This is a genomic window from Bacteroidales bacterium (genome assembly GCA_035299085.1).
Classification (GTDB): Bacteria; Bacteroidota; Bacteroidia; order Bacteroidales; family UBA10428; genus UBA5072.
The window spans coordinates 1-14655 of sequence record DATGXG010000058.1; the positions used below are offsets into that span (position 1 = coordinate 1).

11 protein-coding genes are annotated in these 14655 nt (G+C 44.4%); all 11 read right to left on the bottom strand.

All coding sequences use genetic code 11. From position 1 onward, the window contains the following. The coding region (locus tag VK179_19650) for a hypothetical protein (protein ID HLO60975.1) at window positions 1-267 on the bottom strand (267 nt) is incomplete at its 3' end. Beyond that, on the bottom strand, window positions 248-685 hold the full coding sequence (locus tag VK179_19655; protein ID HLO60976.1) for an NADH-quinone oxidoreductase subunit A: 438 nt from the start codon (window positions 683-685) through the stop codon (window positions 248-250). The genes VK179_19650 and VK179_19655, both read right to left, overlap by 20 nt. Before the next feature lie 207 nt (window positions 686-892). Further along, window positions 893-1738 (bottom strand): radical SAM protein, encoded by an 846-nt coding sequence (locus VK179_19660; protein ID HLO60977.1) that lies wholly within the window; start codon window positions 1736-1738, stop codon window positions 893-895. After that, complete coding sequence (locus tag VK179_19665) at window positions 1722-3020, bottom strand: glycosyltransferase N-terminal domain-containing protein (GenBank protein ID HLO60978.1); 1299 nt, start codon at window positions 3018-3020, stop codon at window positions 1722-1724. The genes VK179_19660 and VK179_19665 overlap by 17 nt, the downstream gene beginning before the upstream one ends. Window positions 3021-3031: 11 nt before the next feature. Then, window positions 3032-4060, bottom strand: coding sequence for a glycosyltransferase family 9 protein (locus tag VK179_19670; GenBank protein ID HLO60979.1), 1029 nt, complete (start codon window positions 4058-4060; stop codon window positions 3032-3034). Window positions 4061-4124: 64 nt separating this feature from the next. Continuing rightward, window positions 4125-4688: an L-threonylcarbamoyladenylate synthase gene (locus tag VK179_19675; GenBank protein ID HLO60980.1), complete on the bottom strand. Its 564-nt coding sequence runs from the start codon at window positions 4686-4688 to the stop codon at window positions 4125-4127. Next, a complete protein-coding gene (locus tag VK179_19680; protein HLO60981.1) occupies window positions 4681-5805 on the bottom strand; it encodes a glycosyltransferase family 1 protein in 1125 nt (374 codons plus the stop codon). The genes VK179_19675 and VK179_19680 overlap by 8 nt, the downstream gene beginning before the upstream one ends. A gap of 2 nt (window positions 5806-5807) precedes the next feature. Continuing rightward, window positions 5808-7523, bottom strand: a complete 1716-nt coding sequence (gene recJ / locus VK179_19685; protein ID HLO60982.1) for a single-stranded-DNA-specific exonuclease RecJ — start codon at window positions 7521-7523, stop codon at window positions 5808-5810. 31 nt (window positions 7524-7554) lie between these two features. Then, window positions 7555-11790, bottom strand: coding sequence for an alpha-glucan family phosphorylase (glgP, locus tag VK179_19690; GenBank protein ID HLO60983.1), 4236 nt, complete (start codon window positions 11788-11790; stop codon window positions 7555-7557). A 68-nt stretch (window positions 11791-11858) separates the two neighbouring features. Next, the gene (locus VK179_19695) at window positions 11859-13322 is read right to left on the bottom strand and encodes a glycoside hydrolase family 57 protein (GenBank protein HLO60984.1); all 1464 of its coding nucleotides are present in this window, start codon (window positions 13320-13322) and stop codon (window positions 11859-11861) included. A gap of 21 nt (window positions 13323-13343) precedes the next feature. Further along, window positions 13344-14630: a glycosyltransferase family 4 protein gene (locus VK179_19700; protein HLO60985.1), complete on the bottom strand. Its 1287-nt coding sequence runs from the start codon at window positions 14628-14630 to the stop codon at window positions 13344-13346. Window positions 14631-14655 lie beyond the last annotated feature (25 nt).

Consider the following 14655-nt stretch of genomic DNA (forward strand, 5'->3'; position numbering starts at 1 on the left):
AAAGACTGTCCCGGCTATTACCATCATATCCGCTTCACGGGGTGTACCACGGATGACTTCACCTCCGAAGCGTGCCAGGTCATAGCGGCTTGTGATGGATGTTGCCATTTCAACAAAGCAACAGGATAATCCAAAATTGAAGGGCCATATTGAATTTTTCCGGCCCCAGCCAATCATATCTTCGAGCCGGGTGAGAAAAACAGACCGGTTAACAGCTTCTTCGTTTGATTTATTTACCTGATAGGAATCACTTAATGTGTAGTTCATTTGCGGTCCTGGTTTTCATTTTCATGTGCCTGAGAATTTTTTTGCCCTGCGGGCCAAAATCCAGTGATCCGATACCGATTTCATAAATGAGTACCGCAATCAGAATGCCAATAAACACAAGAATTCCAAGGTAGCCGGCAAGACCGAGCTCCCTGAATGAAACAGCCCACGCAAGAATGAACACTGCGTCGAGATCAAAAATGACGAAAAATATAGCGATGAGATAGAAATGCGATGAGAAACGGAGCCGTGCATTTCCTGTTGGCGGAATGCCGGATTCGTAGGGTTCAAATGTCTGTTTTTCCTTGTGTTTTTCGCCCAGCAACCATGAAAGGCCGATCATAATGAAAACTATAAGGAAAACAATCCCCGCATAAACAAGAAAAGGTTGAAATATAACGGGTTGGGATGATGGCATGGTTTCAGGCAACCGGTGTTTTAGATGCCGGTTGTTTCAGTAACACCCCAATAATAAAAAGGTTAAAAAAGAATGTGCTAATATGCTAATGTGGCAATGTGCCAATGTAGCAATGTGCGAACCGAACTGAAGTCCTGGTCAATTCATTAGCACATTAGCACATTATCACATTAGCACATTATCACATTAGCACATTAGCAAATTACATTAATATCCCGTCCACTTGCTGAAGTCGTACTTCTTAAAGGCATCACAGCGTGAGCAGAGGAGGATTTTGTCGCGTTCCCCCTTATCAAGCAGTTGCCTGAATTTCTGGTTGGGGTTGCCAAGCCATATTTCTTCAACGGTCTGGTGATTCACATCCCCTACAATTCCCCTGGCAAAGGCATCCCAGCAGCAAAGAACTGCCCTGCCGTCAACCATGAAAAACATTTCATTTTTAATCTTCGGACATGGCGCCCTGAAACAATCCGTCTGCCCGCTCCATGGCCAGTCGTACAACTGTGTAATGGTGGCCTCGTCAGCAAATTGTTTCCAGAAATTCACAAAATCTTCCTGCTCGCTTTTGGTAATATCCAGGTCGATCATTCTTACCTCAACATGGCATTTGCTGCCCAGGCGGTTCCTTTCTTTGATGAACTCCTGGACGTTGCTCACTATTTTGGTGAACTTGCCTCCCCGGCCGCTCTTTTTGAACGTCTCCTCGGTGAAACCGTCAATGCTGAACCGCACCCAGTCGATACCTGCCTGAAGGGCTGCAGATATGTCAAACTTGGGATGAAAATTGCCGTTTGAATTAAACTCAATTTTCGCCGTTTCGTCTTTCTTAATATACCGGATCACTTCGGGGATCCTGAGGTCAACGAAGGGTTCATTAATCATGAAAGGCCTGTAAATCACCGCTCTGCTGCGTGATTCATCAATAATTTTCTTCCAGATATGATCTTCCATGTAATCAGGTCCGCGTTCCATTTCTTTATGAGGACAGAAAACGCAATTGCTGTTACATACCACTGAAGTTTCGATCTGAATATATTTAGGAAAGGGTACCATATAATTTTTTTAATGTGTTCATTATAATATCGGTCGCGCCGATGTTGTTGTAAATGAGGTTTTTAGCCTTTTCTCCCATGGAGTTACGCAATAACCGGTCCTGTATAAGCAATAATGCCTTATCGTAAAATTCCTGTTCGTTATCAATGGTAAACGCAGCGCCGATCCTAAGCAATTCACCGGCTTCATATGAATTGAGATAGTTGGGGCCAAATATGACAGGCTGTTCGAACACAGCAGGTTCCATCACATTATGTATACCCTTGCCGAAACTGCCGCCAATATAGGCTATGCTCGTTTGCCTGTAAAGCCGGGCCAGCATTCCGATTGTGTTGAAAATGACAACCCGGGCGTCAGTTTTGCCGCTGGCGTAAAAAGATGTATACCGCTCTGTGGTTATTCCGGCTTCTTCAAAAACGGATTCAATATCGCGAAGATGGTTTTCCTGGAGTTCATGGGGTACAATGATCACCTGCAGGGTTGTAAACCGCTCGCAAAGCCTTACAAGCGCAGGCAGTACATGTTTTTCATCAGCAGGCCATGTGCTTCCTGCAATGAATATTACATCCTGTCGATCCCTGAAAACCGGAACATCTCCTTCATTTTCAGCTTTCACGCCCCGGTTGTACACGTGGTCATACCTTGTATCTCCCGCGATCGTGTATTTCGATTCATCAGGCACCATAACCTGGAAACGCCGTTTATCATCCTCTGATATCGGAAAAATGTGTGATATGCGATTGTAAACAAGCCTGTTAAATCCTTTTGATATTCCCTTGTCCCGTCCCGAATCAGCCGAAAGTGTGGCTGATGAAACCACCATGGGAATTTTGAGCAGTGAAGCGATCATCACGTGATTCGGCCATATATCAAATTTTGAAATGATCCAGAGTTCGGGTTTCAGCATTTTGAAAAGGCGCCTCGCTGCAAATACTGAATCAAGCGGAAGGTAAAACTTAAGATCCACCTGGGGCGGATTTTTGGCGAATTTATAACCCGATGGGGAATAGAAAGACACCATAATAAACAGCTGCGGATTTTCCGCTTTCATCTTCTCAATGATGGGAAGCGCCTGAAGCCATTCACCTGCCGATGTACAGTGGAACAGTATTCTTTTGCGGTTCCCGGCCCTTGTGATATCCATTGCAAGCTTGCGGAACTGGTTTCTGCGAGCCTTAAGTCCTTCTTTGATTTTGGCATTGAAAAGTGATCCGATCCAAAACCCGATGTAAATAAGGGGAACCACAATCAAGTTATACAATACCAACCAGATCAATGACATAGTCTGCAAGTTTAAGTTAAATAATTCAAAGCAGCATTAATCACTCTTTCAGAAGGAATATCATTCATGCATCTGAAATGCCCCCTGGGGCAATGATCTAATCCGTTATGCGTGCAAGGCCTGCATGAAACTTCCGTTTCAATTACGGTGCTTTTTTCAGGTACCGGGAAATAACCCAGTTCCCGGGTTGTAGGGCCGTAAATTCCTACAACCGGTATCTTCTGCGATTGAGCAAGGTGCAACAGACCACTGTCATTTGCAATCACCAGGTTACTCAACCCGAGCAGGGCGGCGGATTCTGAAAGTGACATGGTCCCTGCCATATTTACAACATCGTGTCCTGCCGAGATGGCAATTCTTTCACAAAGCTCCTTGTCTTCGGGCCCGCCATGCACAATTACAAAGGCTTTCTTATTATCAGCCAGGTACCGGGCTGTTTCAATGAAGCCTTCGGGCTTCCATTTCTTGTTAAAATAGGTAGCGCTAGGACAAATAATTACAAGAGGCCTTTTAAAATCAAAACCTGCTGAAACAAGCCTGTTCCTGACGGTTTCAATTTTTGCCGGATCTACGCTGATCTCGGTGCCTTTTCCGTCATAAGCGACTCCGAATGGCTTTACCGAATCAAAATACCGTTCATATACGGGTTTAATCCTGGCGTACAAGTTAATTTTGAACCATATCAGCAGGGTTCTTTTGAAGATCAGTTTCCTGTACGACGATATCCTCCGGACTCCTGAACCCATCCGTAAGTATCTTGATCTCCAGTTCTTATGAATGTCAATATATAAATCAAATTTCCTGCTTTTCAGAAGCGATTTGATATCCTTTAATCCTTTGACCCCGTCTTTCTTACTGAAGGTGATCAGTTCATCAATGTATGGACTCTGGGTTAACAGCTCTTCATACTGCTTCTTTATTATAAACGTAACATGGGAATTCGGGAAGGCGGTTTTCAGCGATCTGAGAAGTGGCGTGGTGAGAATGATATCACCAATAGAACTAAGCCTTACAACAAGTATTTTACCAAATTCTGCCAAGAGTGTAATTTCAAGAAGAGAGGCAAAAGTATAAATTTTCAGAACACCGGCAATGAATCACGTTTTATTCGCGAATTACTTTTACTTCACCGTTGACTCCCAGTTTAATAATACCAGAAGGCTTGCCCTGTTTCTTATCATCTTGCCTGTGCTTTACAACATAATCAACCTGACTCACAATCTCAGGGCCGATCTTTGAAAAATCCGCCGGCCAAGGCTTTCCGCTGATATTTGCAGAGGTGGATACAACGGGTCTTTTCAATGAACGCACAAGCTTCCGGCAAAATTCATCATGTGTGATCCGGATTCCTATGGAACCGTCTTCCGCCAGAAGGTTTTTGGCCAGTTGTTGAGCCCCGGGATAAATAATGGTGAGGGGTTTGTCAGTGACTTCAATAATATTCCAGGCAATATCAGGCACCTGTTCTACATATTCAGGTAGTTTATCAGGAGAATCAAGGATTACAAGCATGCTCTTTTCATCAGTTCGTTGCTTGATCGCATAGATCTTGCGAACAGCTTCTTCGTTTGTGGCATCGCAACCCAATCCCCAGATGGTGTCGGTAGGATAGAGTATGACGCCTCCTTTCTTCAGAAAATCAACAGCTGTTTTGATTTCTTCATCCATTCTGCAATACTTTTTTATAAACCTGCATGATGTTGGTGGTTACCTTATCCGAATCAAAATTTCTGGCCTGACGATATCCTTCAACAATCATCTTTTGCTGAAGATCACTGTCGTACAATACTTTTTTAATGGCAGCTGCCATTTCCTCCACATTGTTGGGGTCAACATACAGTGTGAATTCACCACCGACCTCTGTCATTGAACTGGCTTTTGATGTGATAACCGGTATTTTCGAATAAAGGGCCTCAAGTACCGGAATGCCGAATCCTTCAAATATCGAAGGATACACAAACAGGTCGGCAAGCTGGTAAATGCCCGGGAGATCCTGGTTCTGCACCACATCGCAGAAGATGATGTTGATGAGGCTGTGCCTTTCAATGAATTCAATGATCTTGTTCAGATATGGCGTAGGCTTTCCGATCACGACGAGCGGAATATCGATCTTACCATAGTGCAGGGCTTTGATAAGAGTCAGCAGGTTCTTTCTTTCTTCAATGGTTCCCACATACAGAATAAAGGACTTAGGCAGGAGGTACTTCATCCGCAAAATTTCTTTTTCAATAAGGGGAACTTCATTATTGAAAACCGGGTTGCACCCCTGGTAAACCACGTCGATTTTTTCGGGCGAAATGTGGAAGAATTCAACCACATCTTCTGCTGTCTGCTGACTTACTGCAATGATCCGGTCAGAAATGTCGCACGCATATTTGAATTTGCGCTCGTAAATGGTCCTGTCAATGAGCTTATACATGTGAGGCAATCGCAGGAAGATAAGATCATGGATGGTTACAACCGACAGAACCTGCTTTTTAGGGAAATTATAGGGGAGTTCGTGGCTTAGCCCGTGAAAAATCTGGATCCTGTCGTCGGGCAATTGTTTTGACATGGCGAAGGATCTCCAGTACGAACGAAAGATGCGGTGTGTCAGTTTTTTGGGCGTCTCAATACGGATCGACGGATCATGGGGATCAAATAATTCCTCGTTGAGACCGGGAGAATAAAGTACATATTCATTATCAGGGTAAAATTCTGTAAGTCCCTGAATCAGGTTGCGGCTGTAACTTCCAAGGCCGCTTTTGTTGAAAAACGCTCTTTTTGCGTCAAAACCTATTCGCATACTTAATTTTCTATCTTTATATCTTTGATATTCAACTGGATTGTTGTATTTCCCCTGAAATTGTTCTCAAACAGGGTATATGCTATATCAAAAGAAGTGCCTTTTTTAATTCGTGAAAGATGGCTGGCCTGGTTGAATGCGATAGCGCGATAAACTGTAAACGGGTTTTCCTCCTGGATCAATCCAAGCTGCAGGTGTTCAGTGTCGGCCCCTACAAGCCTGGCATAGCCATTGTCCGAAACATTTTCAGCAAAAAAAACAGGGGATGTATTCTCAGGACCGAATGGTTCAAACTGTTTCAGAATTCTGAGCAGTTTGGGAGTTATATCTTTAAAATTAAGTTCGGCATCAATTTCAACCTGTGGTATCAGCAGCTCAGGCGTAACCGTATTCCTAACCACTTCTTCAAAACGGTCACGGAATTTTTGAAGGTTATCTGTCTTAAGCGTAATGCCGGCTGCATACATATGTCCGCCAAAACTCTCGAGCAAGTCGGAACATTCGTTGATGGCCGAATACAGATCGAATCCCGGAATTGACCTTGCCGAACCGGTTGCATGTCCGTTTGATTCGGTAAGAATGATAGTCGGCCTGAAATAGCTTTCAATGAGCCTTGAAGCAACAATTCCCACCACTCCCTTATGCCACCCGGGGTTGAACAGCACAGTCGAAAATTTATACTTATCCATCCGCGCTATTTCGATCAGTGCCTCCTCGGTAATTGTTTTATCTATATTACGGCGGGTAAGGTTATGCGAATTAACTTTTTCGCAATGCAGTGCGGCCTCATCAGCCTTTTCCGACACAAGCAGTTCAACAGCCTGTTTACCCGATTCAATACGACCGGCTGCATTAATCCTTGGGCCAATTTTAAATACAATGTCGTCAATTGCAATATTCTTATCGGTCAGACCTGCAATGCATATAATCGATTTCAATCCGACGCAAGGATTTTCATTGAGCTTCTTAAGCCCGTGAAAGGCAAGTATCCTGTTTTCACCTGTAACCGGAACGATATCCGATGCAATACTTACAGCCAGCAGGTCAAGAAACTGGGCAACCTCACCGAATGGTATGTTATTTTTAATTGTAAAAGCCTGTAAAAGCTTAAAGCCTACGCCGCAACCCGACAGGTGATGGAATGGGTAGGTTTCATCAGGTCTTTCAGGATCCAGTACGGCTATAGCATCGGGGAGGCTGGGACCCGGGTTGTGATGATCGCAGATAATGAAATCGATGCCATGATCCCTGGCATAAGCAACCTTTTCAACAGCCTTGATGCCGCAGTCGAGCGCAATGATAAGGCTCATTCCATGACTGATGGCATAATCCACACCTTTGAATGATACTCCGTAACCTTCGGTATAACGGTCGGGGATGTAATAATCGGTTTTATCAGTAAAATTCCGGAGGAACGAAATCATCATGGCCACCGAAGTGGTACCATCTACGTCATAATCACCATATACCAGTATCTTTTCGTCGTTTTTCAGGGCCAGTTCAAGTCGCCCAACCGCCTTATCCATATCTTTCATAAGGAAAGGATCATGCAGCGAAGCCAGATCGGGCCTGAAGAAGGCTTTTGCCTGGTCAAAGGTTTTAATGCCCCGCTGAACAAGCAGCGTGGAAATTACCGGATCAACAGTAAGTTCATCTGCCAGTTTTTTGATTTCACTTGCATAACCGTTCTCCTTAATTTTCCACGCCCGGTTCGTCATTTTGATATGCAGGTATTAACAATACTTCTTCCTAAATCCACCGTATCAGATTGATATCCTGCCTGTGCGCCAGATTTTCATTTCTGGGAAAAATCCGGATACCGTAGCTAAAGGTACCCGCCTGATTTATAGTGACTTTAAGAGAATATTGCGCTTTATCTGCATCGGAACGGTCCAGTTTGAATTCGTGCTTCTGGATCAGTCTTTCACCGTTTTCGGTAATTACAAGTTCCACTCCTATATCCGACGCGGATATCTCATTGAGATCAAGTATTACCTTCCCGGAATAGGTACGATCCATTTCATACAATTCGGCACCGTTCTCAAACATGGAACATTCAACCACATTGATGTTCTTCCATGCCCTCTTGATTCTTTTCTTCCATGACGAAAAGCGTTTCACCCTTGCAAAATCATCTTTCTCCATCAGTTGTGATCTTTCAAAGAGCTTACTGTAGAAGCGCTGGTTGTAATCATGCAGCATCCTGCTGGTCACAAAGTGAGGGGCTATGGAAGCAATGGTATTCTTCATCATTCTCACCCAGTTCTCGGGAACATCGGATTTATTCCTGTCGAAAAATGCAGGGATTACTTCCTGTTCGAGCAATGAATAAATGATTTCAGCGTCCAGGTCGTCCTGGAGACCGGAATCTTCATATGTGGTTTCATTGGTGAGGGCCCATCCGGCATCAGGCTGATAGCCTTCAACCCACCATCCGTCGAGCACGCTGAAGTGCAATGTTCCATTCACAACAGCCTTTTCACCGCTGGTTCCGGATGCCTCAAGAGGCCTCGTAGGCGTGTTAAGCCAAACGTCGGCGCCCTGGACAAGGGTTTTAGCCAGGTTGATATCGTAATTCTGAAGGAACACGATCTTTCCGAGGAATTCAGGTCTCTTCGAAATATCAATGATCATCCTGATCAGGTCCTGTCCTGCTTTATCATTGGGATGTGCTTTTCCTGCAAAGATGAGCTGAACAGGCTTTCCGGGAATATTCAGAATCTGGGCCAGTCTTTCCGTGTTTCTGAACAACAGGTACGCCCTTTTATAGGTGGCAAATCTCCTGGCAAAGCAGATAGTGAGGGCTTTATCGGATAACTGGCGGTTTATGGCTACAATCCTTCTTGGATCCTCATGCCTTTTAACCCAGTTTTCCTTGAACCGGTCCTTTATGGTGTTGATGAGTTTTGATCTCAGTTTCTGCTTTATTTCCCACAACCGGGCATCAGGAACCGCATAAATCTTTTCCCAGTAATCGGTATCGGAAAGATTGTTTTCGAATCCTTCACCGAACGATTCACGGTATAATTTCTTAAGGCTCTTAGCCGTCCAGGTGGCATAATGGATTCCATTGGTCACATAGCTGATGTGAAGCTCTTCGGGTAAATAGCCCGGCCAGAGTTTTGAAAACATCTGCTGTGTTACTGTTCCGTGTATCATGCTCACGCCGTTCATCTGCTGCGACAGGTTGGCAGCCAGGTAGCTCATATTGAACTTCTCGCCCCATGCATTGATGTTCGAGCGTCCAAGGCTCATCAGTTCATTCCAGCTTATTTTCAGCCTGTCGGGATAATGACCGATATACTGCCGTAACAGGTTTTCATCGAATTCGTCATGACCTGCTGGAACAGGTGTGTGTGTTGTGAACAGGGTTGAACTCCTGACAATCTCTTTGGCTTCGGCAAATGACAGGTTATTTTGCTGTATATATTTGCGCATGCGTTCAAGTGCAATGAAAGCACTGTGACCTTCGTTACTGTGATACAGGTCGAAATTCACGCCGATGGCATCAAGGGCTCTTATTCCGCCAATACCCAGCAGGAGCTCCTGTTTAAGCCTGTTTTCGTTATTTCCGCCATACAGGTTATGTGTTACACTGCGATCTTCATCGGTATTCCCTTTAAAGTCGGTATCAAGAAGGTATAGCGTTACACGTCCGACCATCAGCTTCCAGATACGGGCAAGCATATGCCGTCCTGGCAAAACAATGGATATGGTTATAAAATTACCGTTGTCATCTTTCAGCGGTCTTACCGGAAGTTTTGAAAAATGCTGGTAATCGTAATTGGCTTGTTGTTCACCACGGGTTGTGATCATCTGGGCGAAATAGCCGTACCGGTAAAGCAGGCCTATACCTGTTATATTCACCCGCCTGTCGCTTGCCTCTTTCAGGTAATCGCCTGCCAGTATACCAAGTCCGCCTGAATAGATCTTGAGTGAGTTATGGAATCCGTATTCCATACTGAAGTATGCAATACGTGGCCCGGTTTTATCCAATTCATCGGACATATATTCCTGGAAACGGTTGTAAACACGGTCAAGTTTTTCGGTGAATTCCGGGTTTTTACTCATTTCAACAAGCTGACCATATTTAACCTGTTCAAAAAGTATCGCGGGATTCTGATCGCATTTCTGCCAGATCTCTGGATCAATGGATTCAAACAATTCCTGTGCTTCATCGTCCCACGACCACCAGAGGTTTTCGGTTAGCTTGCCGAGTTTAACCAGTTCGTCAGGTAATTTCGATTTAACGATTATTTTTTTCCACGATGGTTTGATTTCGGCCGGAGGAACAAACTCAGGCTGAATTTCACTGGGTCGTTCTTCAATTTTTACAAAACGGTCAATCCGCTTAGCTACCTCCTGCAAGGCATGGTTATAGGCCTTTTTATAATACTGAATGAGGCTGTTCCATAAAACCTGTTTTGAAGTGTCAAGTGCATTGGCACGGGCCGAACTCATCAGGTTTTCGTCGAGTCCGCATTTTTTGAGAACTGCAGAAACGATGTTGGTCACCACTTCATGATCGTTATCGTCGGTTCGGGGGATTACGTCCACGCTTTCTTTGGCATCGGGCAGCATTTCATTTATCCAGCTGCCAAAACCTGCAAGGGTGGTAGTGATGGTGGGAACCGAAAAGGCAATGCTTTCGAGAGGAGTATACCCCCAGGGCTCGTAATATGACGGGAAAACTGTGAGGTCAAAACCTATCAGCAGGCTGTAATAGGGAATATTGAATACACCGTCATAGCCATTCAGGTATGAAGGTACAAATATGACTTTTACCTTATCATTTGGTCCGTTGGTTAATCCGGCCTCCCTGATCCTTTTTAGAATCGGATCCCATTCAGCGTCATGAAGGTTATGTGTGAGGTATTTCGAGCCAATGGCCCCGTCATCCGTGAGTTTGCCACTCAGCAAATCTTTCCTTGCTCCATAGTGGTTAGCCGGGATAAACAGGTAGGCTATGATATCACGGTTAAGTTTTTCCGATTTGTTGAGTACGCCCAGGGAATCAATGAACAGGTCAATCCCTTTGTTTTTAAACTCATAACGACCGCTTGTGGCAATCATGAATACGTTCTCGTCAAATTTTCTCTCGAGCATGATCTCTGCCGTATTCAGCAGTTTTTCCCTTCCTTTTTTCCTGAGGATATCGAATTCGGCGCCAACCGGCACAAAGCTGTCCTCAAAACCATTGGGAGTTACAAGCGTTACCTCTTTTTGAAGAAACTGTGTACATTCCTGTGCCGTAATTTCACTTACCGTTGTAAATGCATCGGCGTTCTGCGCTGACAGCTTTTCAGCCGACTGTTTGGATATGATGTTGAATTCCCTGGCTACTTCTTCGGCATTATAGCTTTGCAGGTTTTTGTAAAGAGGCCTGTTATTGCCTGCAAGTGCTCTTCCGAGAGCGGTGGCGTGGGTGGTAAACACGGTTCCCACCTGGGGAAGCCTGTCTTTTAAATAGAGTATCCCTGTACCGGTCATCCACTCATGGAACTGGGCTATGATCCGGTCATAGGTATTCAGGTTGAACTTGATGAAGCTTTCAATTACTTTGCCGGCTGCATAACCAAACAGCGCAGGCTCTACATAATCCCATTGTCCGGGAAGCGAATCAAGTTTATATTTTTCCCATAATTCAAAAAAGATCTTATCCTTTTCAGCAAAGTAATTCGAAAAATTCAGCACTATGGCAATAGGATACCGGTTAATATTCCATCTTCCTATTTTTACATAGAGGCCTTCTGATTCAGCCTGTTTTTTCCAGGCACTGAAAAGTTGAGGATCTTCAATGAATTCAGGATTAGCGTCTGATTCATCCTTTATCAGATCAGGACCTATCAGAATAAGATTATTCTGAAGCTCGTTGATCATTGTAAGCGCTTTGGTGGCAATAACTGTGTGAATTCCTCCAACTTTATTGCATACTTCCCAGCTTACTTCAAACAGATAGTCGGGAGTCAATAAATCTTTACTCATACATTAATTTTAAGAAACGTGGGTCAGGGTTAGAACCAAAAAATCGGGAGCTAAAATACAATTAGTATTTACTTTTTCACTGTTTTCGCCGATTTTGTTTTTGGCTTTTTACCGGATGCTTTTGGCGCTTTCGCGGGTTTTGCGGCTGTTTTGGTCGTTTTTTTAACAGTTGTTGCAGCGGGTTTTTTATTTTTTGCAGGTGTACCTGCCTCTTTTGCCACTGCCGAAATTTTTGATTTAGTCGACTTCAGCCGCTTGAGTTCCGATTCATACTTCTGAATCAGTTCATCTTTCTCGTTGATCACCTGTGTCAAACTGGCGATATCCTGGTCGGTTCTGCTTTCAGGCGCTGCGGCGTTCACTCTAAGGATAAAATCACTCAGTACGTTCATATAGTTGATATAGGCATCGTACGGTGTTTCATAAGGATTGTAATAGGCCTGGGTGGCACCTGCGGTGAAGAATTTGGTCGACATGAAGTAGAAATGGTCGCTCGACTGGAGATAACGCCAGTCTTTTTTCAATTTCTCATCCTGGCAGCGATTTACCTTATCCGTTATTGAATAAAGACGGTTAAACGCATCGACCTGTAGTTCGTTTCCGAGCCATGCAGTAAGGTCGCGTTCTTCATCTGCCCAGCTGATCGGGTAGGGAACGCTGATTGTTGAAACTGGCAACAGTTTTTCAGCAATTTCCGACGGTGTGCTGAAACTAAAGTTAGTCAGTTTATAAACCACCTTGGGAAGTGCTTTCAGGAACTCAAAAATTCCCGATTCCATCCACTGGTGTTCTCCAAAGGTTTCATAGTCGAGGAACAGGTTTACCGTTTCCTCTTTTTTATCAAGTTTCTTTAACCAGTCAGCAAATTTCTCCGCTGTCAGCGGGTATTCCGACCATCCCTTGTTTGAAAAACGGAAGGCAATGTCATCACTCATCCTGAAATTGCGCAGGAGTATTTTAAGCCGGGGATTGATTGAATTGCAATACAGGTAATTCGGGCTTTTCCAGCCCAGCACATGCTTTGCACCTTCGGTGAGCATGGCACTGAAACCCATTTCGGCCACATCGGCTCCTATACGGTCGGAATATACAAGCTCGGTGTTGCGGAACACTTTGGGTTCCACGCCGAATAAATTTTTTATTTTTTCACGGTGTTCATTTACCTGCTTTTTGAATTCTTCCTTGTTTTTAAGGGCAACAAGCGAATGAGAGTAAGTTTCTGAAAGAAATTCAACCGAGCCTGTTTTCGCCAGTTTTGCGAAGCTCTCGATCACTTCAGGAGCATAAAGTTCAAGCTGGTCAAGGGCTACTCCAGATATGGAAAAAGCTACCTTGAATTGTGACCCGAATTCTTTAATGATTTGACCGATTACCTTATTGGCCTGCAAAAAGCTCCTTTCTGCTATCCTTGAAATGATCGATTCATTCAGGTAATCATCGTAGTAGTAATGGTCATTTCCTATATTGAAAAAACGGTATCTTTTCAACCTGAATGGTTGATGGATCTGGAAGTACAGGCAAATCGTTCTCATGCTCAATATTATAAAGTTCGGTTAATTCAGCACTGTCAGGTAAACATCCTTTACCTTCTGAGCGGCATATTCCCATTTGAGGTTATCCACCTCGTTGCGGGCATGTTTCTTAAACATATCGGGCAAACCGTCATATTTGAGTATCCCGTAGATAGCATCGGCCATTGCATGGATATCCCAGAAATCAACTTTAATGGCATACTGGAGGATTTCAGACACTCCTGATTGCCTTGAAATGATCACAGGTACATTGGATTGCATGGCCTCAAGAGGCGAAATTCCGAAGGGCTCGGAGATGGAAGGCATGACATACACATCGCTGAGTGAAAACATATTATGAACATCATCGCCTTTAAGGAACCCGGTAAAGTGGAACCTGTCGCCTATTTTTAGCGTGGCTACACGCCAGATCATACGATTGAGCATATCACCGCTTCCTGCCATAACAAACCGCACATTCTTCATTTTCTGGAGAACCAGGTGTGCGGCTTCGATAAAATACTCGGGACCTTTCTGAAGTGTAACACGGCCCAGGAAGGTCACGATCTTATCGTCAATGCTTCTTCTCATTTTCTGAAGCTCACGGTCTTCAAGGGGCTCAACGGCATTGTGAACGGTGAAAACCTTATCGGGATTGATGCCGTATTTTTCAATAATTATGTTCCTTGTAAGATTGCTTACGGCTATTACCCTGTCGGCCATTTCCATGCCGGCCTTTTCAATATCATACACCCCGGGGTTTACACTGCCCCCGCTCCTGTCGAAATCGGTGGCGTGAACATGAACTACAAGAGGCTTACCCGATATAACCTTGGCAGCGATACCGGCCGGATAGGTAAGCCAGTCATGGGCGTGGATGATGTCGAATTTATTTTTGTACGCAATTACTGAAGCTACAACGGCATAATTGGCAATTTCCTGGAACAGATTCTTGCCGTATCCCCCGCTGAAACTCAGCTTCCCCGAGAAGGATGACTTGATCAGGTATCTCGATTCGGCCGTGGCTTCTTCGGTGAGCTTCTCATATTCTTCGGGAGTTGAATAAGCACGCAGCGATGAGCCAACTTCAATGAAACGCATCTTTTTGAAGAAGGTGGAATAATCAATCAGCCTGTCGCTTACAACCACATCACCGGCATTGATAATGCTGACTTTACTTGTATCTTCATCACCATAAGCTTTTGGAACAACGAACAGTATGTCATCAACACCCACACTGTATAATCCTTTCGTCAAACCATAGCATGCAGTTCCAAGGCCCCCGGAAATATGGGGCGGGAACTCCCAGCCAAACATCAATACGCGCATAGTCAGATCAGTGGTTAGGATTTAT